Below are 21,078 nucleotides of genomic sequence, written 5' to 3' on the forward strand. Positions count from 1 at the left end.
CCAGGCTCTTCCAGCCTGGGGCCTCTGTCGTTCAGCGGGAAGATCACGCCTTGGCGGGCTCCTCAGAACCCTCTGCGGCGTCCTCAGCCGGTGCGCCCCACTCCTCCTGCTTCAGCCAGCGAGGCAGGAACGAAGCCAGGATCAGCGCCAGCGCGGCGAACCCGAAGCCGACGTACAGCGTGGTGTTGAAGGCCGAGGTGAACGACTTGTTCGCCACCTCGTGGCTGTACTTGTCGGCGATCGCCTTGGCCTGCGGGTCCTGCTGCAGCGTCGCGCAGGCGGCACCCGCGGCGTCCGGCGTGCCGGCGAGGCTGTTCGAGGAGCACGCCTTGAAGGCGTTCGCCAGCTCGTCGGCCTTGGCCTCGGCCACACCGGCCGCGACCAGTTCCTGACGGACCTGCGGTGCGACGGACTCCGCGTTCGACGAACCGTTGGTGGCCAGCGGTGAGAAGAACGCCAGGGTCACGATCGCGATACCGACGGCGAAACCGAGCTGCTGCTTGGTGTTGATCAGGCCCGACGCCGCACCCGCGTCCTGGTGCGGCACCTCCTGCAGTGCGAACAGCGCGATCGGGGTGGCGGTCATGCCGAAGCCGAGACCGATCAGCAGCAGCCCGGGGACGAGGCCCCAGCTGGTGATGTCGGGGCTGAGCATCAGCAGGAACACCGCGATGCCGACGGCGATCACGACGGCACCGACCTGCAGGACGGCGCGACCGAACTTCGGCACCAGCGCGACGACCGAGGCCGAGGCGGTGATGAACGCGCCGATGCAGAACGCCAGCAGCGTGACACCGGTGCGCAGCGGGGAGAAGCCCAGACCCTCCTGCAGGAACAGGTAGAGGGCCAGCATGAACATGCCGGTGAAGGTGAACATGCCCAGCATCAGCGCGAGGGCCGCGGAGAAGCTGCGGGACTTGAACAGGTTGAGCGGCACGAGCGGCATGCCGTCCTTGCGCTGCTTGGCCCGCTCGTAGGCGATGAAGCCGAGGAAGCCCACGACGGAAGCGGCCATCAGCACGAAGCCCCACGCCGGCCAGTGCAGCTCGCGGCCGAAGGTGAGCGGGAACAGCAGTGCGGTCAAGCTGACCGTGGCCAGGACGACACCGATGAGGTCGAGCTTGATGCGCTCCTGCGCCTTCGACTCGTTGATGTACTTCCAGCCGAGGATGTAGCCGACGATGCCGATCGGGACGTTGATCAGGAAGATCGGCCGCCAGTCCCAGTCGAAGATGTTCGCGGCCATGATCAGGCCACCGACGAGCGGTGCGATCGTGGCGGCGAGACCACCGATGGTGCCCTGGATGGCGAAGACGACGCCCTTCTCCTTGTCGGGGAAGGTGACGTGGATGATCGACATGACCTGCGGCACCATCAGACCGGCCGCGAGACCCTGGGCCAGACGGGAGGCCACGAGCATCTCGGGGCTGATCGCGACACCGCACAGGAACGACGTGACGACGAAGCCGAGCACGCCGAGCTGGAACATGCGGCGGCGTCCGTAGATGTCGCCGAGACGGCCGCCCGTGATCAGCGTGAGGGCGAACGCGAAGACGTAGCCCGCGGTGATCCACTGCAGCTGCACGAAGCTCGCGCCCAGGTTGGCCTGGATCGCGGGCAGGGCGACGTTGACGATGCTGCCGTCCAGCATGTCCATGAACGTCGCGACGGTCATGATGATGAACGCGGCCCAGCGGCGCGGGTCGGCCGCCGGCGCGTCGACGACCTCAGCCGCCTGCGCAGCGGCAGTCGCCGGTGGCGACTCCAGGTCGGGGTTGGTATTGGTGGAGGTCACGATATCTCCTCAAGTGACTGATATTTCGCTGCGCACGACAGGCGATGGGTCAGGACTACTCGTCGTGGCTGGAGAGCCGGTCGAGTTGAACGAGGTCCCACCTCCTGTCCGGAAAACGACTGCCGGTCGATGGCCCCCAGGGTGATCCCCTCCGCTTGAGTCCCGGTCAGGTCGCGGCGGAGCGATCACGGGCACGCCGAAGGCCCTGACCACTTCTGTGGCCAGGGCACTTGGAAAGGCGCAGCTCAGCCGAACAGCGACGCCGGATAGGTGCGCACGGACGCGGTCTCGTACCGCAGTGCGATGTGGCTTGAACTGCTCACGACGTCGCGCCAGAACCGTTGCACGGCACTGCCTTCCGCGAGGCCGCTGGTGCCGGAGGCGCGGACCAGGCCGCCCACCGCGTCCACGAGGACCTCCGCCGAGTACGCGCCGTTGCGTTCGTTGCGCGCCATCGCGGCCGGGGTGAACTCGCGGTCGTCGATGACCTTCGCGTTCTGCTCCACCAACATCCGTGCCGAATCGATCTGGGCGCCTGCGCGCACCAGGTCCACTGCGGACGTCACGGACTGCTTCTTCCCCGCGAGCACCGCGACAGTCGCGTCGAACGCCCCCATCGCCGCGCCGACGGTCGGAGCGGCGAACGTGAGGCCGCCGACCGCCTGGAACGGGACGTTGTGGCTCGGCACCGGCGACCAGCTGGTGCCGGCCAGCATGTCCGAGCGCGCGAACGACAGGTGCTCCGGCACGAACACGTCGTCGACCAGCACGGAGTGGCTGCTGGTGGCCCGCATGCCGATGCTGTCCCACGTCTCCTGGACGGTGAAGTCCTTGCGGGGCAGCGCGAAGAACCGGCCCTCGTCGCCGACCATGCCGCACAGCAGGGCCCAGTCGGCGAAGTCCACGCCGCTGACGTAGGTCCACCGGCCGCTGAGCCGGTGACCGCCGTCGGTCTGCGCGGCCTTGCCCATCGGCGGCAGTGCCGTCACGACGAACGTGTCCGGAGTGGACCCCCAGAGCTCCTGGTGGCCTGCTTCCGGCAGGTGCCCGGCGAACCGGGAGGAGTAGGCGGACAGCGACGCGCACCACGCCGCGGCCGAGCAGCCCTGCCCGACGCTGAAGACCGCCTGGGTCAGTTCGGCGAAGGTTCCTTGCGTGCCACCGCGTTCGGCTGCGACGAAGTGCCGCGCGAACCCGGCTTCGCGCAGTGCCTCCACGACTTCGGGAGCGAGCTTGCGGGTCGCGTCGGCCTGCTGCGCGTGTTCCGCGGCGAGCAGCTTGACCTTCTCCGCTACCGCCGCGAGGCCGGTGTTTTCGGTCTGCACCTCGTCACCTCCTGGGACTCACGCAGCCTGAACGGGCAGGTCGCGGTGAATGGTGCGGGACTTGGTGTAGAGCTCGCCGTCGATGCGCACGAGCACGTCCTCGATGGAGAAGGTCGGCTCGAAGCTGACCTCACCCGCCTCGGTCGTGCGCGTGACGAGCGAGGCGTAGCTCACGTTCAACGTGTTCTCGTCGACTTCTTCGATCAGGTAATGGTCGTTCCAGTGCCGCACGGCGACGCCCTTGTAGCGGGGCAGCGCGGCGCTGGCGCCGGCGATCAGGGCGGCACGACCCTCGACCTTCTCACCGCGGTGGGCGTGGTCGGTGACCCCGTCCTCGGTGAACGTCTGGGCGTAGCCCTCCACGTCCAACGCGTCGAGCAGCCGCATCTGCCGGGCGTAGAACGTCTGTACCTCGATGTGGACCGCAACATTGACTGGGGACACGACACTCCTCGGTCTGCCGGTTTCGCTAAGACCACCTTCTCTGGCGACGAATATGGGTGGCAGCGCTGGACCTCCGGTCGAGCCGTCCTGGTTCGACCTCGCTTCCACCTGGCGTCGAGGGCGTTTCGCCACGGTTGACCGCGACATCACACCCTTTACTCGCGAGGAGGGCCACATGGCCTCAACTCCCGACGTCGCCAAGTCGGTGACGGTCGAGGCGACGATCGAGCAGGCGTTCGCGATCTTCGCGTCGAAGCCGATCGAGTGGTGGCCGGAGTCGCACGTGTTCGTCAAGGACCGGCAGGCCATCACGATCGAACCGTTCGTCGGCGGGCGCTACTTCGAGCGCGGTGCGGACGGCGAGGAGATCGCCTGGGGCACCATCACCGAGTGGGACCCGCCGAACCGGCTCGTGATGACGTGGCGGGTCGGCCCCTACTGGCAGCCGATCTTCGACGACGAGAAGGCCTCGTTCATCAAGGTGGACTTCGTCGCCGTGGGCCCGCACACCACTCGCGTGACGTTGACCCACGCCGACCTGCACCGCCACGGTGACATCGCCGAGGGCATCCACAAGGCGCTCGACGGTCCTTCGCCCGGCGAGACGCTGGAGAAGTACGCCAGCGTCGTCGACAAGCACGTCCCCAAAGCGGCCTGAGACCCCCGGAATCTCAGGCACACAAAACGGCCGCCCCAAGCCTCCGGGGCGGCCGTTCTCGTTGTACTTACGCGGGACGTTCGAGTGCTTCGTCGTGCGTGCGGTCGACGACGTTCTTGACGTCGACGATCCGGCCGAGCTGCTTGATGAGCTGGTCCGGCGTTCTTCCCGGCTGCAGGTCGACGACCACGTCGAGGCGGCTCAGGTCACCGCGCTCAGCCGGCCCGAGGCTGAGCGACTCGACCTCGACGCCACGGCTGGAGAACAGCACCACGATCCGTGCCAGCGCACCGGGTTCATTGCGGATGAGCAGGGACAGCGAATGTCTGGTCATCACTCTTCCTCGTCGAACAGGGGCCGGATGCCCCGTGCGGCCATGACTTCGTCGTTGCCCGTGCCCGCCGCCACCATCGGCCAGACCTGGGCGTCCTGTCCCACCACGAAGTCGATCACGACGGGCCGGTCGCGGACCGCCATCGCCTCCAGGATGGTTCCGTCCACTTCGGACTGGTCCTCGCACCGCAGGCCAACGCAGCCCAGTGCCTCGGCCAGCTTCACGAAGTCGGGGTGACGCTGGTGCGTGCCGAGCCGGGTGTTGGAGTAGCGGCCGTCGTAGAACAGGGTCTGCCACTGGCGGACCATGCCGAGGTTGCCGTTGTTGATGATCGCGACCTTGATCGGGATGCCTTCGGCGGCACAGGTCGCGAGCTCCTGGTTGGTCATCTGGAAGCAGCCGTCGCCGTCGATCGCCCACACCGTGCGGTCCGGTGCGCCGGCCTGCGCGCCCATCGCCGCGGGCACCGCGAAGCCCATCGTGCCCGCGCCACCGGAGTTGATGAACGAGCCGGGGCGTTCGTACTTCACGTACTGCGCGGCCCACATCTGGTGCTGGCCGACGCCCGCGGTGTAGATGGCTTCCGGGCCGGCGAGCCTGCTCAGCCGTTCGATCACGTACTGCGGCGCGAGCATGCCGTCCTCGGGCCAGTCGTAGCCGAGCGGGTAGGTGGTGCGCAGGCCGTCGAGGTACTGCCACCACTCGGTGAGGTCGGGGACGTACGTGGTGACGGCCGACAGCGCGGCCAGAACGTCGCGGCAGTCGCCGACGATGCCCACGTCCGCCTTGCGGTTCTTGGAGATCTCGGCCGGGTCGATGTCGGCGTGGATCACCGCGGCGTGCGGGGCGAAGTCCGGCAGCGACCCGGTGACCCGGTCGTCGAACCGGGTCCCCAGCGCGATCAGCAGGTCGGCCTTCTGCAGCGCCGCGACGGCGGGCACCGTGCCGTGCATGCCCGGCATCCCCAGGTGCAGCTCGTTCGAGTCGGGGAAAGCGCCGCGGGCCATCAGCGTGGTGACGACCGGGATGCGCGTTTTGGTGGCGAGCTTCAGGAGTTCCTGCGTCGCACCGCTGCGGATCACGCCGCCACCGATGTAGAACACCGGCTTCTTCGAGCTGCCGATCAGCTGGGCGGCGTTGCGGATCTGCACCGGCGAGAGCACCGGACGCGACCGCGTGGCCGGTTTCGCTGGTGTGTAAGTCGTCTTGCTCGCCAGCACGTCCTTGGGCAGGTCCACCAGCACCGGCCCCGGCCGCCCGGTGATCGCGAGCTCGAACGCCTCCGCGATCACCCGCGGGATGTCGGCCGGGTCGTGCACCTGGAAGCTGTGCTTGGTGATCGGCAGGGTGATGCTGCGGATGTCCGCCTCCTGGAAGGCGTCCGTGCCGATCGCCGCCCTGTTCACCTGGCCGGTGATCGCGACGATCGGCACCGAGTCCATGTACGCGTCCGCGAGCGGCGTCACCAGGTTCGTGGCCCCAGGTCCCGATGTCGCCATGCAGACGCCCACCCGGCCGGTCGCCTGCGCGTAGCCCTGCGCGGCGTGCCCGGCCCCCTGCTCGTGCCGCACCAGCACGTGCCGGATCTTCGAGTCGAACAGCGGGTCGTACGCGGGGAGGATCGCCCCGCCGGGCATTCCGAAGATCACCTCGCAGCCGACGTCCTCCAGCGCTTTGACCAACGCTCCTGCACCGGTGGTGTCCACGGTTGCTCCCGACGGATCTCAGCCCGCGAGCTGGCGCTCCAGCTGGCGAGGCGACAACGGCTTGTCGAGCGACGGCTCGGAGCTCAGGATCGCCCGCTGCAACTGACGCAGCCTTTCGGACGGCTCAAGCCCCAGCTCCTCGATCAACGTGTCCCGCAGCGACTGGTAGGCCTCCAGGGCCTTCCACTGCCGGCCCGCCCGGTAGAGCGCGAGCATGTACTGCGCACACAGGTTCTCGTGCATGGGGTGCTGTGCGGTCAGCACGGACAGCTCGCTCAGCAGCGACTGGTGCTTGCCCAGCTGGAGGTCGGCCTCGATGCGGGTCTCCAGGACACCGAGCCGGCTCTCCTGCAACCGCGTGACCTCCATGCCCAGCCGCACACCGATCTGCACGTCGACGAGGACCGGTCCGCGCCACACGTCGGCGGCACCGCGCAGCAGCCGGCTCGCGGACTCCAGGTCGCCGACCTCGAACGCGCGCTGACCGGCACTCGCGAGCCGCTCGTAGCTGCGGACGTCCACGGACTCCGGCGGCACGTCCAGCATGTAGCCGCCGTAACGGGTCACCAGAACGTTCTTCGCGACACCAGGACCGTCGCCCGGCATGGCCGCCTCGATGCGCCGGCGGACCTGCAGCACGTACGTCTGCAGCGTGGTGAGCGCGCTGCGTGGCGGTGTCATCCCCCAAAGTTCTTCGATCAACGTCGGGACCGTGACGACGTGTCCGGCCTGCAGGCCCAGCAGCGAGAGCACCTGGCGGGGCTTCACCGCGCTCGGCGCGATCGAGACGCCGTTCTCCCGTGCCTCCAGCGGTCCGAGAACCTTGATCTCCATTGGAGCCTCCCCTGATCAGCGGCGGTCGACTTGGTCGTGCCATCAAGTTCACCTGAGCCGGGCTATCGCACGCCACGTATCCGGCCATGACTCTCGGATGGCGAACTACTGCGCCGGACGTGAGATATTCATATACTCAAACGAACCCAAACCGATCCACCCAGTAATCAACCGAACACCTTGGGTGACAACAGCGAAAAATACTCCTCCGTTGGCATGAAATTGAGTCGCCGATCAATGCGGCAGCATGGTCTGAACCGATCCAGTTGCCGACCCGAACTGCCCTCGCCTGTCTAGTATTCGGCCTGGCGCGCGCCGTTGAGCACAACCCGCGTTTGCTCTGGAGCTGTTTGCTCTTGGGGGGCACGTTGAATGCAACGCCTGCGATACCGAGATACCGCGCGATCATCGTCGCGGTGTTCGCCGCGGTCTGCCTGACCGACCTCACCCGCGCTCTACTTCTCGCCGGCGAGGTCACCGAATTGGCGGTGTCGTTCATTGATTTGGCACTACTTGTACTACTGCAAGTGACCTATTTTCGCCAACTGAGCCCACTTGCCCGCCACCTCGTGCTCGCCGCCCAGGCAGCCCTGCTCGTGGTGCCGTACCTGACTTTCGGCCATTCCTGGGCGGGCGTCGCGGGCCTGGTCGCCGGCAACGCCCTGCTCGTGCTCCGCCCGATCTTCGGCTGGACGGTCTTCGTCGCGACCGTCGTCTTCACCGGCCTCGCCCAGGCGTCCCACGGCGAGGCGATGATGGCCACCGCCGCCACCGCTCTGCTCCTCGCGGGCCTGGCCACCGGCTTCGCCACCCACCGCTCGCTCGTCGCGGTCGCCCCGCTGCCCGCCGTCGACACCGCGGTGACCGCCGAACGCGTGCGCGTCGCCCGTGACCTGCACGATCTCCTCGGCTACAGCCTCAGCGCGATCAAGCTGAAGAGCGAACTGGCGCACCGGATCGTCGTCGACCGCCCGGACCACGCCCGAGAACACATCAGCGATATATTGGATATCACCCATCACGCACTGGCTGACGTGCGCTCTCTGGCCCGCTCCTACCGCCCGCTCTCACTGGCCGACACGTCCGACTCGGCCAAGGCGATGCTGGCCGCCTCGAACATCGACGTCCGCGTCGAACTCGACCACGACCCGCTCCCCGAGCCGGTCGAAACGGTCCTGGCCGCGGTCCTCTGCGAAGCCGTCACGAACGTCCTGCGCCACAGCGACGCCCGAACGTGCACCATCGGCGTCCGCCAGCACGGCACCACGGTCCTGCTCGACGTGATCAACGACGGCGCCGCCACCCGCCCCGCCTCCGCCGACTGCAACGGCGTCCGCAACCAGGCCGAACGCGTCCACGCCGCCGGCGGCACCTTCACCGCCCGCCACGTGGGCGACGGTTCGTTCCACGTCCACGCCGCGATCCCGGCAGCGCCCTCCTCCGCCCGGCCTTCCGGCACGCCACCCAAATCAGCCTGATATCCGATATATCAACCGTTCACGCCCAAAACGATCACTCCGCACCACCCCGACCAGCCCCTTAGCAATGACTCTTTGGACGACGTCGTCAAAAGACCTGTTGCAAAGGCTGACGCCGGGCGGTCAGAACCAGCCGGACTTGCGCGCGATGCGGACGGCGTCGACCCGGTTGCGGGCGTCGAGCTTGGCGGTGGCGGCGGTCAGGTAGTTGCGGACGGTGCCGACGGACAGGAACAGCGTCGTGGCGATCTCCATGGCGTCGGCGCCGTCGGAGGCGAGCCGCAGCACCTCCAGCTCCCGCGGCGTCAGCGGGCACTCGTCGGTGTCCCACGCGGAGAGCGCGAGCTGGGAGTCGATCACCCGGCGTCCGACCGAAACGCCGCGGATGGCGTCCGCGAGCTCGCCGACCGGGGCGTCTTTGAGGATGAAACCGTTGACGCGGGCGTTGAGAGCGCGGCGCAGAGTGCCTGGCCGGCCCAGGCTCGTGAGAATGAGGGTGCGGGTCTCGGGGACGGTGTCGTGGATCACGGTCGCTGCGGAAAGGCCGTCCATGCCGGGGAGATCGATGTCCAGGACCGCTACGTCCGGTTTGTTCTTCTCAACAGCGGCGATGATTTCGTCACCTGTCGCGACGGACGCGACGACCTCAATATCCGGTTCGAGATTCAACAAGGCGACCAAAGCACCTCGGACCATTTGCACGTCCTCGGCGAGTAGCACTCTGATCATCCGACCCCCTTGCTTGCCCCCAGGTCACCATTTCGAGTTTTACACTCGGTGACCATGCAGGACAAGCATTGAGGCCGACTGCGCCGATCGTTACTCCGAATGCGCTATGAGCAATTAATGGCAGTAATCGGCGGATAACATAAAGTTACTAGTTGCTCACAGATCGCTCAGGGACCGAATCGGGACCGGCACAGCTCCAGCAGAACACGAGCGTACCGGTGTACAAGCGATTCAGCGGGTCTCACCCCAACGCTCCAGCAGTTCGAGACCGCCGTCGACGGTGATCACCTGTCCCTGAATCCACGCGGCTTCGTCCGTGCACAGCAACGAAACGGCGTTCGCGATGTCCTGAGGAAGGGTGACGCGACCGGACGGGCTCTTGATCGCGAGCCGGTCCACCAGATCCGGGTCGATGTTCATCGGGCCGTTGTCGACAACTGTGGTGACAACAGCGTTGACCGCGACCTTGTACCAGGCCATTTCCAGCGCGAGCGTGCGAATCACGCCGTGCACCGGGGTCACGGTGTAGCCGGCGATGACGACACGTCCGCCGTCGACGAGCGCTTTGGCGAGCGGCTCCACGATGTTGAGCAACGGCGTCAGGTCCGGCGACACGGCGTGGTGGACGAAGAAGTCCAGCTGCCCGCGTTCCTGCTTGACCTGGTCGAGCAGGAGCCGCACCGAGTGCTCGTCGTGGATGTCGAGCCCGGTGACGCTCACCGAGCCGGGTTTGCCTGCGAGCACGGTCTTCGCGCGCTCGAGGTCGACGTCGTCGCCGGAGGTCGTGAGGATGACGTGTGCGCCGCTGTCGCAGAGCTTGCTCGCGATGGCGAGCCCGAGCCCGTGCGTGCCCGACGTGACCACAGCGATCTTGCCGTCGAGTCCTAGGCGCGTGTTGACCGGTTCGATCATGATGCTGACCACCTCGTTGTCCGCGTGGTGATCGACGTTGCGCCGGACCGCTAGGGCCGAACTCGACTACTTCTTGCGCAAACCCTCCAGAACACGCAGGATCGCGCGTTCGACCTCACGTCCGGTGCGCTTCGGATCGGACGAGCTCGCGATCGTGCTGGCGCCCGCCGACAACGCTCCGAACAGCAGCCGGGCCATGATCTCCACCGGCGAGTCCTCGATCTCTCCCGCGTCCACGAGCAACTGCACGGCCGTGCGGAGCAAGCCGAAGCTGAATTGCTCTTCCGCCTCACGCCAGCGTTCCCAGCCCATCACCACAGGCGCCTCGTGCACGATGATCCGCTGGTACTCGGGATCGAGGCATTTGCGGACATATGCGCGCAGGCCCGCGACCGCGATGTCCCACGGCTCGCCCTCGCTGGTGATGACCGCGGTCAGCGACTCGATCGACCGGGTCTCGACCTGCGCGAAAGCCGCCTCGAACAACGCCTGCTTGCCGCTGAAGTGGTGGTAGAGCGCGCCTTTGGTCACTCGGGCGCGCTTCACGACCTCGTCCAGCGACGTCCCGGCGTACCCGCGCTTGGTGAACAGGTCGACCGCGCTGTCGACCAGCGCCTGTCTGGTCGCCTCGGAGTACTCGGCGCGTCGTGTTCGCACGCGCGAAACGTATCTCACATACCGCCAGTACGTACCGGTGGTATGGTCGTGTCATACCGAAGGTATGCGAGAAACCGGGGGTACGAGACATGGGCTGGGCCGATCACTACCGCCGCCGCGACGCGCTCGACGCCGTCCTGCGCGACGCCCGCCGCGACCCGTCCGCTCCGCTGATCGTGGATCCGGACGTCTTCTCATCCGTCAACGAACTGCTGCTGGCACTCGACCACCGCTGGCAGAACAAGCTGACCGCGCGCATGGAGACCGCCGCCCTGGAGGGCCCCGTCGACGAACATCTCGTCACCGCGGAGCTCGCCGTCGACGAGCCGGTGTTGCGCGCGGTACTGGACGCACACCTATCGCTCGGCAGTTACCGGGCGGTAGGAATGACTCCATGAGTCGTTGGACCGAAGCCGACATCCCCGATCAGACCGGCCGCACCGTCCTCGTGACCGGCGCGAACTCCGGTCTCGGTCTGCGCACCACCCAGGTGCTCGCGGTCAAGGGGGCCCACGTGATCATGGGCTGTCGCTCCACCGAACGAGGTGAGGCCGCACGGCGTTCGGTCCAGGGGTCGGCGGAGGTCCTCGAACTGGACCTCGCCGATCTGAGCTCGGTGCGTGCCGCAGCCGACAAGGTCCCCGCGCTGGACGTGCTGATCAACAACGCGGGCATCATGGCCGTCCCCCTCGGCCGTACCGTCGACGGCTTCGAGCGCCAGTTCGGCACCAACCACCTGGGCCACGCCGCGCTGACGTGGCTGCTGCTGCCCGCCCTGAGGCAACGACCGGGCGCGCGTGTCGTCACCGTGTCGTCGTTGGCGCACCAGTACGGCCACATCGACTTCAGCGACCCGAACTACGAGCACCGCCCGTACGGCATCCGCAGCTCGTACGGTCAGTCGAAGCTCGCGAACATCCTGTTCGCTCGCGAGTTGGAGCGGCGTTCATCGGACGTGACGTCCATCGCAGCACACCCCGGCATCACGGTCACCGAGCTGACCAACAACATGGCCGACGCGCACAAGTCGTTGGTCCTGCGGCTAGGCGGCAAGATCAGCCACCTGTTCTCGCAGTCCGTCGAGATGGGCGCGCTGCCGCAGCTCCACGCCGCCACCTCACCGGAGGCGCGCGGCGGTCAGTACTACGGCCCGGACAGCTTCAACGGCATGCGCGGCCACCCCTCCGTCGCTCGGATGACCTCGGCCGCGCGGGACGACCTCGCCGCGAACCGCCTGTGGGAGCTCACGATCAAGCTCACCGGGATCACGCCGGATCTGCCCTGAGTGTGGTTGGGGGTGCCGGCGCCTCCGCCTGGGGGGAGTTGGGAAGGCACCGGCAGGCCCGGTCGTCACCTCCGGGCCGGGAACATCTTCGGTCCTCCGCTGTTGTTCATGTTCGACGCGAGCTGCTTAAACAACAGATCGTGAACAATGAACGCCCGGTTCCAGCACTTACCCTCGGGTAGCTGTGCGTGACGCCGGACACGCGGGAGCGCAGCGTAGGGTGAGGTGGTGACTGTGGTACCTGAGGGTCGGAAGCTGCTGCGGCTCGAGGTCCGCAACAGCCAGACGCCGATCGAGAAGAAGCCCTCGTGGATCAAGACGCGGGCGAAGATGGGCCCCGAATACCGGGAGCTCAAGGGTCTGGTCAAGCGCGAAGGCCTGCACACGGTCTGCGAAGAGGCCGGCTGTCCCAACATCTACGAGTGCTGGGAAGACCGCGAGGCCACGTTCCTGATCGGCGGCGAGCAGTGCACCAGGCGCTGTGACTTCTGCCAGATCGACACGGGCAAGCCCGCCGACCTCGACCGCGACGAACCCCGCCGCGTCGCCGAGTCGGTCCAGGCGATGGGCCTGCGCTACTCCACCGTCACCGGCGTCGCACGCGACGACCTGGCCGACGGCGGTGCGTGGCTGTACGCCGAGACCGTCCGCCAGATCCACGAGATGAACCCCGGCACGGGCGTCGAGCTGCTGATCCCGGACTTCAACGCGGTCCCGGAGCAGCTGGCCGAGGTCTTCGAGTCCCGCCCCGAGGTGCTGGCGCACAACCTGGAGACCGTCCCGCGGATCTTCAAGCGCATCCGCCCGGCGTTCCGCTACGAGCGCTCCCTCGAGGTGATCACCAAGGCCCGCGAGTTCGGCCTGGTGACCAAGTCGAACCTGATCCTCGGCATGGGCGAGACCCCAGAAGAGGTCACCGAGGCGCTGGCCGACCTCTACGACGCGGGCTGCGACATCATCACCATCACCCAGTACCTGCGCCCGTCGCCGCGGCACCACCCGGTCGAGCGCTGGGTGAAGCCCGAGGAGTTCGTCGAGCACAAGGAGACGGCCGAGAAGATCGGCTTCCTCGGCGTCATGGCGGGCCCGCTGGTCCGCTCCTCCTACCGCGCCGGCCGCCTCTACGCGCAGGCGAAGCAGGCACGCGGCGAGGAGCTGCCGGAGAACCTCCAGCACCTGCTGACCGTGTCGGCGTCGCAGGAGATCACCAGCCTGCTCGCCCCGCGCTGACTCTCTCCACCCACTCGCAGAACTGATATATCGGCCATCCGCGCCGATATATCAGTTTCCGCACCCCGCTGGCCTGCGCTTCTCCAGCTCGTCGCGGGCAGCGGCCCAAATCCGCTCGAACTCCTCGGCGGTGATCTCCTCGACGCCTGGCAGGCCGCGCCAGTCATCCCACTCGCCCTGCCCCTCGGCAAGCACACCGAACCGGGACTCGTACGCGATCACCGCGTCCGCGCCACCGTTGTCCCGTGCGCGCATCACCTCGGTCAGCGACGCCGCCGTCACCGGCCGCAGGTCAGCGCCGGCGAGATCGACCTGCCGGTTGACCCACCCCTCGTCGTCCACCTCGTAGTGGAGCCAGACGGCATCGTCGGCGAAGTAGTAGCGAAACCACCCGATCACGCCCGCATGATCGCTCACTCGCTGCCGCTGTTCGCCCTGATCCCGCACCTCAGAATTGATATATCGGCCTCTCACGCCAATACATCGGGTTTCCACAGCTCGCTGACCTGCGCCTTAGCAATGAGACTTTGGACTTCGTCCGCAAAAGACTCATTGCTAAGCCATGGTCGTCGGCGCGCTGAGACCGCGGACCGCGTCCCGAACGATCAGCTGAGCCGGATCTCGCTCGCGACGACGCCGTCGAGCTCGCGCACGAAGTCGGCACCGAACGCGCTGGACGGCGTGTGGGAGCCGGGCGCCACACCGTTGATCTTGCCGATGGCCCGCAGCACGGAGTCGGCGGTGAGGCTGTAGGCGTTCGGGGTGGTGATCGCGCACTCGACCTTGGTCTTGGCGTCCCACGCCTCGCCGAACACCTCGGCCCTGGTGTTGGCGCGCTTGCGCTCGTCCGGCCCCTTCACCTTGCCGGCGACGGACTTCGCGAAGCTCTGCACGAGCGGCGTCTGCAGCACCGGCGCGAACACCTGCTGCAGCTGGCCGAGCACGCCGGGCACGATCGTGAACGTCGTGATGTTCGGAATGCCGGTCGACCGGTACGCGGTGCTGACGTCGCCCCACGGGATGCTGCCGACCTCGCGCGGCCCGGACCGGAAGTACGCGGTGCGCCGGCGATGTCCGATCCGGACGCTCTGCAGCTCGCCGTCCACCCGGATCCGTCCACCGACGGCAGCGGCCTCCACGGACGTCTTCGTCGTGCCCGCGCTAGCTCCTCCTCCGACGACGAACGCGAGATCGAGGTGCGTCGCGGTCGGCAGGGCGTTCTTCAGGATCGCGGCCAAACAGTCCGTTGGAACGACGTCGAACCCTGCGCCGGGCAACAGCACGATGCCTGCCTTGCGCGCGTCGATGTCCCTCATGCCGATGGACTCGAAGACGTCGATCTCACCGGTGATGTCGAGGTAGTGCGTGCGGGTCTTCAGGCAAGCGTCGACCATCGCAGCAGAGGTGTGTGCGAACGGGCCCGCGCAATGCACGACGGCGTCGACGTCCTCCAGGTGCTCCCGCGCCTCGCTCAGGTCGAACGCCCGGTGCTCCAGCCCCAGCGCTGCCGCGATGGGCTCGACCTTCTCCTGCGAGCGCCCGGCGAGCACCGGCCGTTCCCCGCGCTTGACCGCGAGTTCGGCGATGAGACGTCCGGTGTAGCCGTTGGCGCCGTAGACCATCCACGTCATGCCGCGACCTTACCGGCGAGTAGCGTTACGGGAAGCGACCAAAGAGCCGATCAGCAGTAGTGCGCCCACCCCGATCACGGGCAACGCCCAGAGCAGTCTGCGGTGCCTCAAATCGGCGCAGATGTCCACATAGGCCGGACTCACCGCGGCGGCGGCCGGCTCGTCGAACCCGAGCCCCAGACCGTTGCCGCACGGGATGAGCAACCCGCTGGGCGCCTCCACCGCCAGCATCACGAGCAGGATCGCACCTCCACCGAGCAAGAACGCGATACCGACGACGACGGCGAACGTGCGCACTGACATGGAACAAAAGTTACGTCTCAAATGGACTTGGGGATAGCCCTGGTCAGACGCATTGGGGTTGATCCCCTAATCCCCCGCTGAACCTGCTCACGCCCCAGTCGCGGGCTGCGCGACCGAGAACGCGTAGCGCTGCTCCAGTCGGCCGTTCTTCGGATACGGCACCGGGTCGCCGATCTTGATCCACCCGAGGCGTTCGTAGAGCCGCACCCCGCGCTCGTTGTCGACGTAGACCAACAGCTCCGCGGCGCTGTACCCGCGCGCAGTCAACGCATCAGGCAGTGCGCGCAGCAACGCCTCGCCAACGCCCTTGCCCCACGCCTCGGGGTGCACGCCGACGTAGTTGATGTACGCGGTTCCGGTCTCTTGTGGACCGCCGGCCAGAAACCCAACGGGCACATCGCCTTCGAACGCGAGCAGCAACACCGACGGCTCGTTCGCGAGCGCGTTGTCGATGCCGGGACGTGCCTCCTCAAGCGACGGAACCCGGTCGTAACCGTCGCGCGCCGTGACCGCGTGCGCCCAGATGAGCGCGGCCGTGTCGGCGTGCTCCGGTCCCCCTTGAATGATCTCCACGCGACCCAGCGCAGGTCAGCGCCTCAGCACCACCGGGAGCGTCTTGACGCTCGCCATGATGTCGTTGTTCGTCACTTCCGGCTGCTCGTCACCGGAGTACGTGGCGCGCGGGAACCGAGCCGTGAGCTCGCGCAGCACCGTTTCGGTCTCCAGGCGCGCGAGTCCGGCACCCAGGCAGTAGTGCGAGCCGTGGCCGAACGTCGCGTGCCCCGTCGTGGCGCGGTCGACGCGGTACTGCGCGGCGTCCTCGTGCGCGACCGGGCACCGTCCCGCGGCGCCCAGGTTGATCAGCAGCACCGTGCCCTCCGGCACCTCCACGCCGTCGATCTCCATCGGCTCGGTCGTGATGCGGTGCGTGGCGTTGCGGACCGGCGAGTTGTGCCGCAGCGTCTCCTCGACGAGCACCGGCACCAGATCGGGGTCTGCGGCCGCCTTTTCCCACAGTCCGTTGTCCAACGCGTCGTGCACGACGTTCGCGATGAGTCCGGCCGTCGTCTCATGCCCAGCCACGACCAGAAGGAACGCCATCGCGATGAGCTCGTCGTGTGTGAGGTGGTCACCATCGTCGTCGGCCGCAACCAACGCCCCGAACAACGAACTCTGGTCCAACGAGTCGCCCGTGAGCAACGCGTGGAAGTAGCCGCCCAACGCGTTGCTAGCGGGCTGCGACACCTCGGGATCCATCGACATCATGGTCTCGATCAACGTGCGAACCCGCCCGCGATCGGCTTCCGGCACACCGAGAACCTCGCCGATGATGTGCAACGGCATCGGCACGGCCAGCGCAGCGACGAGGTCGATCTCCTCCCCCGCCGGCAGCCGGTCGATCAGCTCGTTGGTGATCTCCTCGACGCGAGGCGCGAGCCGTTGCACCGCCTGCCCGCTGAACGCCTTGACCGCAAGCCCGCGCAGCCGTGCGTGCTTGGGGTTGTCGCTGTTGAGCATGCTCGGCCCGAACAGCCCGGCAAGCTCCGTCTGCGCACTGCCGTTCTCGGCGAGCTGCCGCTTGAACTCCTTCTGCAGCGCGTCGCTGTCCTTGGACAGCCGCCGATCCGCGAGCAACTTCCGCGTGAGCTCCAGCCCAACCGTGACCACTTGCAAGCGCACCCCGTCAGGCCGCGTCGCTGGGTGCAACGGCCCTGCTGCTCGTGCGTCGTCCTCAATCCGATGGTGCTCACGCGCGCGCAAGTCGCCGCCGCTCAACAGTTCCGACATGCCTTCGCCCCCTCGTCACCTTTTCTACCGTTTTGGAGGCGAATGTCCACCCGTCGTTCCACCTACTGGAGCGCGTCGAGCACCTTGATCGTCTCAACGGCAGGCAACCGCGGCGGCGGCGCGGCAATGGCCTTGCGCCCCTGCACCCACCCCGGCAGGTGGTGCAGCAGCGCCGCCCGCCCCTCCGGCGTGATGTCGACCGGCGCAGCCATCCCGTGCGCCATCGCCCGGTCCGGCCGCTCCCACGTGATCCAGTGGCGTAGCTGCAGGACCTCCAGGTCGTCGGCGTCCCACTGCTTGGCCGGCCTGTGCTCCAGGTACCAGCTCGTGGCGCCGCGGTGCACCCCACCTTGTTCCACCAGCGCGAGCAGCTTGATCTGCTCCTGGGTGATGGTGGTGCTGACGGGCTTGGCGGCCTTGCCCTTGCGCTTCACAGGTGGTCGTCCTTCGACAGGAGGCGGGCCCAAACGTCCCCGACAACGCCGTACAAGGTACGTCACCGGCCTGACGCGTTCCAGCCCCTCACACCGACAACGCGAGCGAGCCGTGCGCAACTGCGGTGAGGTCCACTCCGAGCACCCGCCCCAGATCCTCGCGCAACACGTTCCACCGCGCTTCCGGAACCTGCTTCGTCTTCGCGTCCACAACGCTGTCGCAGAAGAAGTCGAACAGCACGGTCAGCTCTCTGCGTTCGGCGTCTGAGCAGTGCTCCAGGAAGCTCACCATGGAATCCATCAGGACGTGCTTCATGTTGAGCACCACGCGCGGGGTCTGAGAGGACGCGAGTTGATAGCGCCGGGTGCCCACACCTTCCCGGCGGCTCACCCGTTGTGCCTTCAACGGCACCCGGAAGAACAGGGACTCGGCGAAGAGCGAGCTGTCCGAGACCGCGTAGTCACCCCGCAGTACGGCGGCCAGCGAGTCAGGCCTGACCTCGGGAAACACCGCCAGGTAGTCCTCCAGCAGCTTCTCGGTCGAATCGATCACTTCGAGGTCTGACGCGTGCGGCCACGCCTGTTGGAGGAGGGTCATCTCCCGGCTGTTCTTCACCTCGACCCAGGTCGTGAGGCCGCGGATCCGGGCGTAGAGCGAGAAGGCAGGCCTCGACGCGACGCTGTGCAGAACGGCCACGAGGTCCTCGGACGACGCCAGGTCGGCCAGCAGCACGTACCGGACCGCGGGCTTGGTCTCTGACTGGACGATCTTGACCGGGCAGCTGTCCTCGTAGATCCGTGCCGCACGATCGCTGATCGCCCTGGACAGGTGATACCTGCTGTCGTCGTTTCCCCAGATGGAGACCGGCGGCCGCTTCACGACCGACTCCAGCGCCTCCAGCAGGACGGCGCGGGAGTTCTTGTGGTTCGACGATCGGCCGATGGCTCCCGCGGCCAGTTCGGGCAGGAGCAACGACACCTGCCGGTAGATCTCGTTGGAAACGTCGGAAGCCTTGAAGGCGTCCGGGTCCAAGGCGTCGCGGGACGGGAGCACCGGTGCGGTCTCCCGGTCGAAGTCGATCGTCACGTGACACCCGGCGAGGCCGAGGTTCTTGTCCTCGTAAGGCCGCGGCACCGTCTCGTCCGCCTTGCCGTCGGGACGCATCAGCAAGCCGGTCTGCCGAAAGATCAGGACACCGGCGACCGCCACGCGCAACGTGGTTTGGGGTATCCGGCTGAGCGGGTCCTTCTCGGTCGGGTTGCCGGATTCCCTTCGGACGAGCAGCTCCGTCTTGACGCCGGCTTCGGCGGTGCCGATCCGGATCCGGTCCTCCCGCTGCACCTGGGTTCCGACGGATGCCGGAATCCGACGATCACCCAGCACCGAGCAGGACTGCAGCGAGGAAGCGATGTCCGCCTTCGGCAGGACCTCCACGAAGTCAGGCAGGTACACGAAAAGTTCCTGCAGGTACTCACGAAACTGCGCGGCGCTCAGGTCCTCGACCAGTTCGAGCGCGATCTGGGTCCCGACGTCGCACGTCGTCGGCTCCACGAAGAAGGGCCGGTTGAGATCCGAGAAGCGAACACGCCATCCCTCCGACTCCGACGTGCCCCAGCCGCGCGTGATGACCTCGACCGACTTGGCCGCGCTGAAGACGGACGCGAAGCCGATCCCGAACCGGCCGAGGAACGACGCTTCGGACACCTGGTCGCCGACATCGGCAGCACGCCATCCGGACCGGCCGAGGGTCGTGAGGTAGGACAGGATCTGCTGGTACGTCATGCCGATCCCGTTGTCGGTCACCACCAGGTGCCGCGAGTCCAGAAGTTCGATGACGACCCTCGGCTCGTGCCCGGTCTCGTGCAACAGACAGCGACGCATCTCCGTCGCGTCGATGGCGTTCTGGGCGAGTTCGCGAAGCCACACGTGCTTTCGAGCCCCGTAAAGCGCTTTGCCCATCAGCAGACCCGTGATCGATCGGGGGTCGACGGTGAACAAGGCGCTGCGGAGGCTCCTGTCGGTCCACAACGGGTACTGGAAGAAGATCCGGACCGGAGGGGAGATCAGTCCTGACAGCCGCCACAGGTCTTCCACCTGCGTCAGGTAGTCACCGACGACGTGCCAGCCCTCCATCAGGTGCTCGAAGTCCGTTCTCGTGGTCACCGAGACCTGCAGGAAGACGCGCTGCGTCTCCCCGTCCACCTCGACTCCCAGCACGCTGTCGGATCGGACGTGCGGATTCAGGTAGTACTGGAGATCCCGCCGGAACATCTGCGGCCGGTCAGCCAGCAAGGCCAACTGCGCGATCCCCCAGAAGAGCACGTACAACGACGCGGTAGGCCGATCCGCCACGCCCCGCAGGCCGGCCAGAACCCTGCCTTCCCCCAAGGCGGATTCCTCGATGATCTGCTCCAGGACACGCCGGTCGTCGTCCGACACCGACCGCAGATCGGCCGTCACCGCCGCCAGGTCCGCGAGCAGCATCTGGGTGATCGCCTTGCTGGAGTCACCGCGCCGCCGCAAGCCCACGTCCTCGCGGACGACCGACAACTCCGCCAGCAGGTAGGCGAGAGCCACCTGATCCCCGTTGCTCTCGGAGATCAGTGCGCCCGTGTCCACGTACGCCTGCACGAGGCTGCGGAAAACGTCGACCGTGTGACCGCACTGCCGGACCAGGAAGTCGTACTGGTTGATCCGGTTCCGCAACAGGCGCAGGAAGTCCGAGTCGAGCACGCCCTGAAAGTTGCGGCCGCCCGAACCGGACCGCGCACCGGCCTGAGCGGCCTTCTGCGGAAGATCACTTTGCGAAGCGGCGTTCCGCGCGGCATCAGGCTCGCCGTCGGCACCTGGCATCGCCCTTCCCCGCAACCGCACCCAACCCCGGGTCTGAAGCTCCTTCACCGAGACGTCCAGCGGCGCGAAGTCGTCAGGGTCGATCGTCGGAACCACGTGCCGGATGACGGACTTGTGCACCTCCTCGGAGGCGATGAACGCGAGGGCGGCGTCCGAGGACGACAGGAGATCCTTCAGCCCTTGATCCTCGAGCAGCCGGAAGACGTGCGACACGTCCGGACCGGTCAGCCCGTTGCCGTCCCACTCCGCCGGCCCCACGTGGAGCGCGAGGCGCAGTTGCAGGCGAACATCCGGGTGCGCCGTCTGGTTGTACCTGCGCAGGTGGAAGTTGACCAGATCCACGAAGGGCCAGATGAGCCGCGCGGTCACCGATTCCTTGGGAAGCAGGACCATTCCGTCGCCGCGGTCCTCCTGATAGCACTGGCTCAGGGGCACGTTGGCCGCGTCGAGCGCCTCGGAGATGATGTCGTAGTGAGCCTTGCGCACATGTAGTTGCCGGCTCCGGTCGTTGAACCTGCCGTAACGGGCGATGTCGGTCGCCAACAAGGGATGGCTGCCGTTCCCGTCGGGACGGAAGGGCTGTCGCCGTGCGGGCCGCAGCCTGTCGTTGTCCCCTGCCATGTGTCGATGCCCCTTCCTCCGATCGGAAACGGCATGATCGATGAAGGGCGCAGCGGCGCA

At 67.2% G+C, this 21,078-nt stretch carries 21 protein-coding genes; 5 read left to right on the top strand and 16 right to left on the bottom strand.

All coding sequences use genetic code 11. The annotated features are described in order from the left end of the window. Positions 1–43: 43 nt before the first annotated feature. From LFM09_RS23895 to LFM09_RS23905, 3 genes are all read right to left on the bottom strand, one after another. Entirely contained in the window at positions 44–1,795 is a 1,752-nt protein-coding gene (locus LFM09_RS23895) for a DHA2 family efflux MFS transporter permease subunit (RefSeq protein ID WP_414098758.1), read from the bottom strand. Between the two features lie 245 nt (positions 1,796–2,040). Continuing rightward, positions 2,041–3,120 carry a hydrolase gene (locus LFM09_RS23900; protein ID WP_414098759.1) on the bottom strand — a complete coding sequence of 360 codons (1,080 nt, stop codon included), beginning with the start codon at positions 3,118–3,120 and terminating at the stop codon, positions 2,041–2,043. A gap of 18 nt (positions 3,121–3,138) precedes the next feature. Continuing rightward, complete coding sequence (locus LFM09_RS23905) at positions 3,139–3,564, bottom strand: nuclear transport factor 2 family protein (protein WP_414098760.1); 426 nt, start codon at positions 3,562–3,564, stop codon at positions 3,139–3,141. Positions 3,565–3,739: 175 nt separating this feature from the next. Between LFM09_RS23905 and LFM09_RS23910 the strand changes: the two genes are divergently transcribed. Next, positions 3,740–4,222 (top strand): SRPBCC domain-containing protein, encoded by a 483-nt coding sequence (locus LFM09_RS23910; RefSeq protein WP_414098761.1) that lies wholly within the window; start codon positions 3,740–3,742, stop codon positions 4,220–4,222. 67 nt (positions 4,223–4,289) lie between these two features. Here LFM09_RS23910 and ilvN read toward each other — a convergent pair whose 3' ends face one another. Genes ilvN through LFM09_RS23925 form a run of 3 tightly spaced genes read right to left on the bottom strand, consistent with a single transcriptional unit; the run spans position 4,290 to position 7,096 of the window. After that, positions 4,290–4,556 (bottom strand): acetolactate synthase small subunit, encoded by a 267-nt coding sequence (gene ilvN / locus LFM09_RS23915; protein WP_414098762.1) that lies wholly within the window; start codon positions 4,554–4,556, stop codon positions 4,290–4,292. Next, positions 4,556–6,262, bottom strand: coding sequence for an acetolactate synthase large subunit (locus LFM09_RS23920; protein WP_414098763.1), 1,707 nt, complete (start codon positions 6,260–6,262; stop codon positions 4,556–4,558). The genes ilvN and LFM09_RS23920 overlap by 1 nt, the downstream gene beginning before the upstream one ends. 18 nt (positions 6,263–6,280) lie before the next feature. Beyond that, positions 6,281–7,096: an AfsR/SARP family transcriptional regulator gene (locus LFM09_RS23925; RefSeq protein WP_414098764.1), complete on the bottom strand. Its 816-nt coding sequence runs from the start codon at positions 7,094–7,096 to the stop codon at positions 6,281–6,283. Positions 7,097–7,512: 416 nt separating this feature from the next. On the opposite strand from LFM09_RS23925, the gene LFM09_RS23930 reads away from it, so the two are divergent. Next, complete coding sequence (locus LFM09_RS23930) at positions 7,513–8,574, top strand: sensor histidine kinase (RefSeq protein ID WP_414098765.1); 1,062 nt, start codon at positions 7,513–7,515, stop codon at positions 8,572–8,574. A 123-nt stretch (positions 8,575–8,697) separates the two neighbouring features. Here LFM09_RS23930 and LFM09_RS23935 read toward each other — a convergent pair whose 3' ends face one another. The 3 genes from LFM09_RS23935 to LFM09_RS23945 form a co-directional block, all read right to left on the bottom strand. Then, positions 8,698–9,303 (bottom strand): DNA-binding response regulator, encoded by a 606-nt coding sequence (locus tag LFM09_RS23935; RefSeq protein WP_396422552.1) that lies wholly within the window; start codon positions 9,301–9,303, stop codon positions 8,698–8,700. A 231-nt stretch (positions 9,304–9,534) separates the two neighbouring features. Beyond that, positions 9,535–10,215 (bottom strand): SDR family NAD(P)-dependent oxidoreductase, encoded by a 681-nt coding sequence (locus LFM09_RS23940; protein ID WP_414098766.1) that lies wholly within the window; start codon positions 10,213–10,215, stop codon positions 9,535–9,537. Positions 10,216–10,281: 66 nt separating this feature from the next. Beyond that, positions 10,282–10,872, bottom strand: coding sequence for a TetR/AcrR family transcriptional regulator (locus LFM09_RS23945; protein WP_414098767.1), 591 nt, complete (start codon positions 10,870–10,872; stop codon positions 10,282–10,284). 89 nt (positions 10,873–10,961) lie between these two features. Between LFM09_RS23945 and LFM09_RS23950 the strand changes: the two genes are divergently transcribed. The 3 genes from LFM09_RS23950 to lipA all read left to right on the top strand — a co-directional run bounded on the left by LFM09_RS23950 (position 10,962) and on the right by lipA (position 13,387). Beyond that, complete coding sequence (locus LFM09_RS23950; protein WP_414098768.1) at positions 10,962–11,270, top strand: hypothetical protein; 309 nt, start codon at positions 10,962–10,964, stop codon at positions 11,268–11,270. Beyond that, on the top strand, positions 11,267–12,157 hold the full coding sequence (locus LFM09_RS23955; RefSeq protein ID WP_414098769.1) for an oxidoreductase: 891 nt from the start codon (positions 11,267–11,269) through the stop codon (positions 12,155–12,157). Before LFM09_RS23950 ends, LFM09_RS23955 begins: the two co-directional genes overlap by 4 nt. A 228-nt stretch (positions 12,158–12,385) precedes the next feature. Continuing rightward, a complete protein-coding gene (lipA, locus tag LFM09_RS23960; RefSeq protein WP_414098770.1) occupies positions 12,386–13,387 on the top strand; it encodes a lipoyl synthase in 1,002 nt (333 codons plus the stop codon). Positions 13,388–13,438: 51 nt separating this feature from the next. Here the strand turns inward: lipA and LFM09_RS23965 are convergent, their stop codons facing one another. From LFM09_RS23965 to LFM09_RS23995, 7 genes are all read right to left on the bottom strand, one after another. Beyond that, a complete protein-coding gene (locus LFM09_RS23965) occupies positions 13,439–13,786 on the bottom strand; it encodes a hypothetical protein (protein WP_414098771.1) in 348 nt (115 codons plus the stop codon). A gap of 206 nt (positions 13,787–13,992) precedes the next feature. Further along, on the bottom strand, positions 13,993–15,018 hold the full coding sequence (locus LFM09_RS23970) for a saccharopine dehydrogenase family protein (protein WP_414098772.1): 1,026 nt from the start codon (positions 15,016–15,018) through the stop codon (positions 13,993–13,995). 9 nt (positions 15,019–15,027) lie between these two features. Beyond that, entirely contained in the window at positions 15,028–15,321 is a 294-nt protein-coding gene (locus LFM09_RS23975; RefSeq protein WP_414098773.1) for a hypothetical protein, read from the bottom strand. 87 nt (positions 15,322–15,408) lie between these two features. Continuing rightward, entirely contained in the window at positions 15,409–15,894 is a 486-nt protein-coding gene (locus tag LFM09_RS23980) for an N-acetyltransferase family protein (RefSeq protein ID WP_414098774.1), read from the bottom strand. A gap of 15 nt (positions 15,895–15,909) precedes the next feature. Then, the gene (locus tag LFM09_RS23985; RefSeq protein WP_414098775.1) at positions 15,910–17,109 is read right to left on the bottom strand and encodes a cytochrome P450; all 1,200 of its coding nucleotides are present in this window, start codon (positions 17,107–17,109) and stop codon (positions 15,910–15,912) included. Positions 17,110–17,171: 62 nt separating this feature from the next. After that, positions 17,172–17,543, bottom strand: a complete 372-nt coding sequence (locus LFM09_RS23990) for a hypothetical protein (protein ID WP_414098776.1) — start codon at positions 17,541–17,543, stop codon at positions 17,172–17,174. An 88-nt stretch (positions 17,544–17,631) separates the two neighbouring features. Beyond that, positions 17,632–20,940 carry an ATP-binding protein gene (locus LFM09_RS23995; protein ID WP_414098777.1) on the bottom strand — a complete coding sequence of 1,103 codons (3,309 nt, stop codon included), beginning with the start codon at positions 20,938–20,940 and terminating at the stop codon, positions 17,632–17,634. Between the last annotated feature and the right edge of the window lie 138 nt (positions 20,941–21,078).

It is taken from the genome of Lentzea alba (assembly GCF_047445655.1).
Lineage (GTDB): Bacteria > Actinomycetota > Actinomycetes > Mycobacteriales > Pseudonocardiaceae > Lentzea > Lentzea alba_A.

Coding starts and splice junctions, on each gene's coding strand:
- LFM09_RS23910 (WP_414098761.1), top strand. CDS start 3,740: ATGGCCTCAACTCCCGACGTCGCCAAGTCGGTGACGGTCGAGGCGACG.
- ilvN (WP_414098762.1), bottom strand. CDS start 4,556: ATGACCAGACATTCGCTGTCCCTGCTCATCCGCAATGAACCCGGTGCG.
- LFM09_RS23925 (WP_414098764.1), bottom strand. CDS start 7,096: ATGGAGATCAAGGTTCTCGGACCGCTGGAGGCACGGGAGAACGGCGTC.
- LFM09_RS23935 (WP_396422552.1), bottom strand. CDS start 9,303: ATGATCAGAGTGCTACTCGCCGAGGACGTGCAAATGGTCCGAGGTGCT.
- LFM09_RS23940 (WP_414098766.1), bottom strand. CDS start 10,215: ATGATCGAACCGGTCAACACGCGCCTAGGACTCGACGGCAAGATCGCT.
- LFM09_RS23950 (WP_414098768.1), top strand. CDS start 10,962: ATGGGCTGGGCCGATCACTACCGCCGCCGCGACGCGCTCGACGCCGTC.
- LFM09_RS23955 (WP_414098769.1), top strand. CDS start 11,267: ATGAGTCGTTGGACCGAAGCCGACATCCCCGATCAGACCGGCCGCACC.
- LFM09_RS23970 (WP_414098772.1), bottom strand. CDS start 15,018: ATGACGTGGATGGTCTACGGCGCCAACGGCTACACCGGACGTCTCATC.
- LFM09_RS23975 (WP_414098773.1), bottom strand. CDS start 15,321: ATGTCAGTGCGCACGTTCGCCGTCGTCGTCGGTATCGCGTTCTTGCTC.
- LFM09_RS23985 (WP_414098775.1), bottom strand. CDS start 17,109: ATGTCGGAACTGTTGAGCGGCGGCGACTTGCGCGCGCGTGAGCACCAT.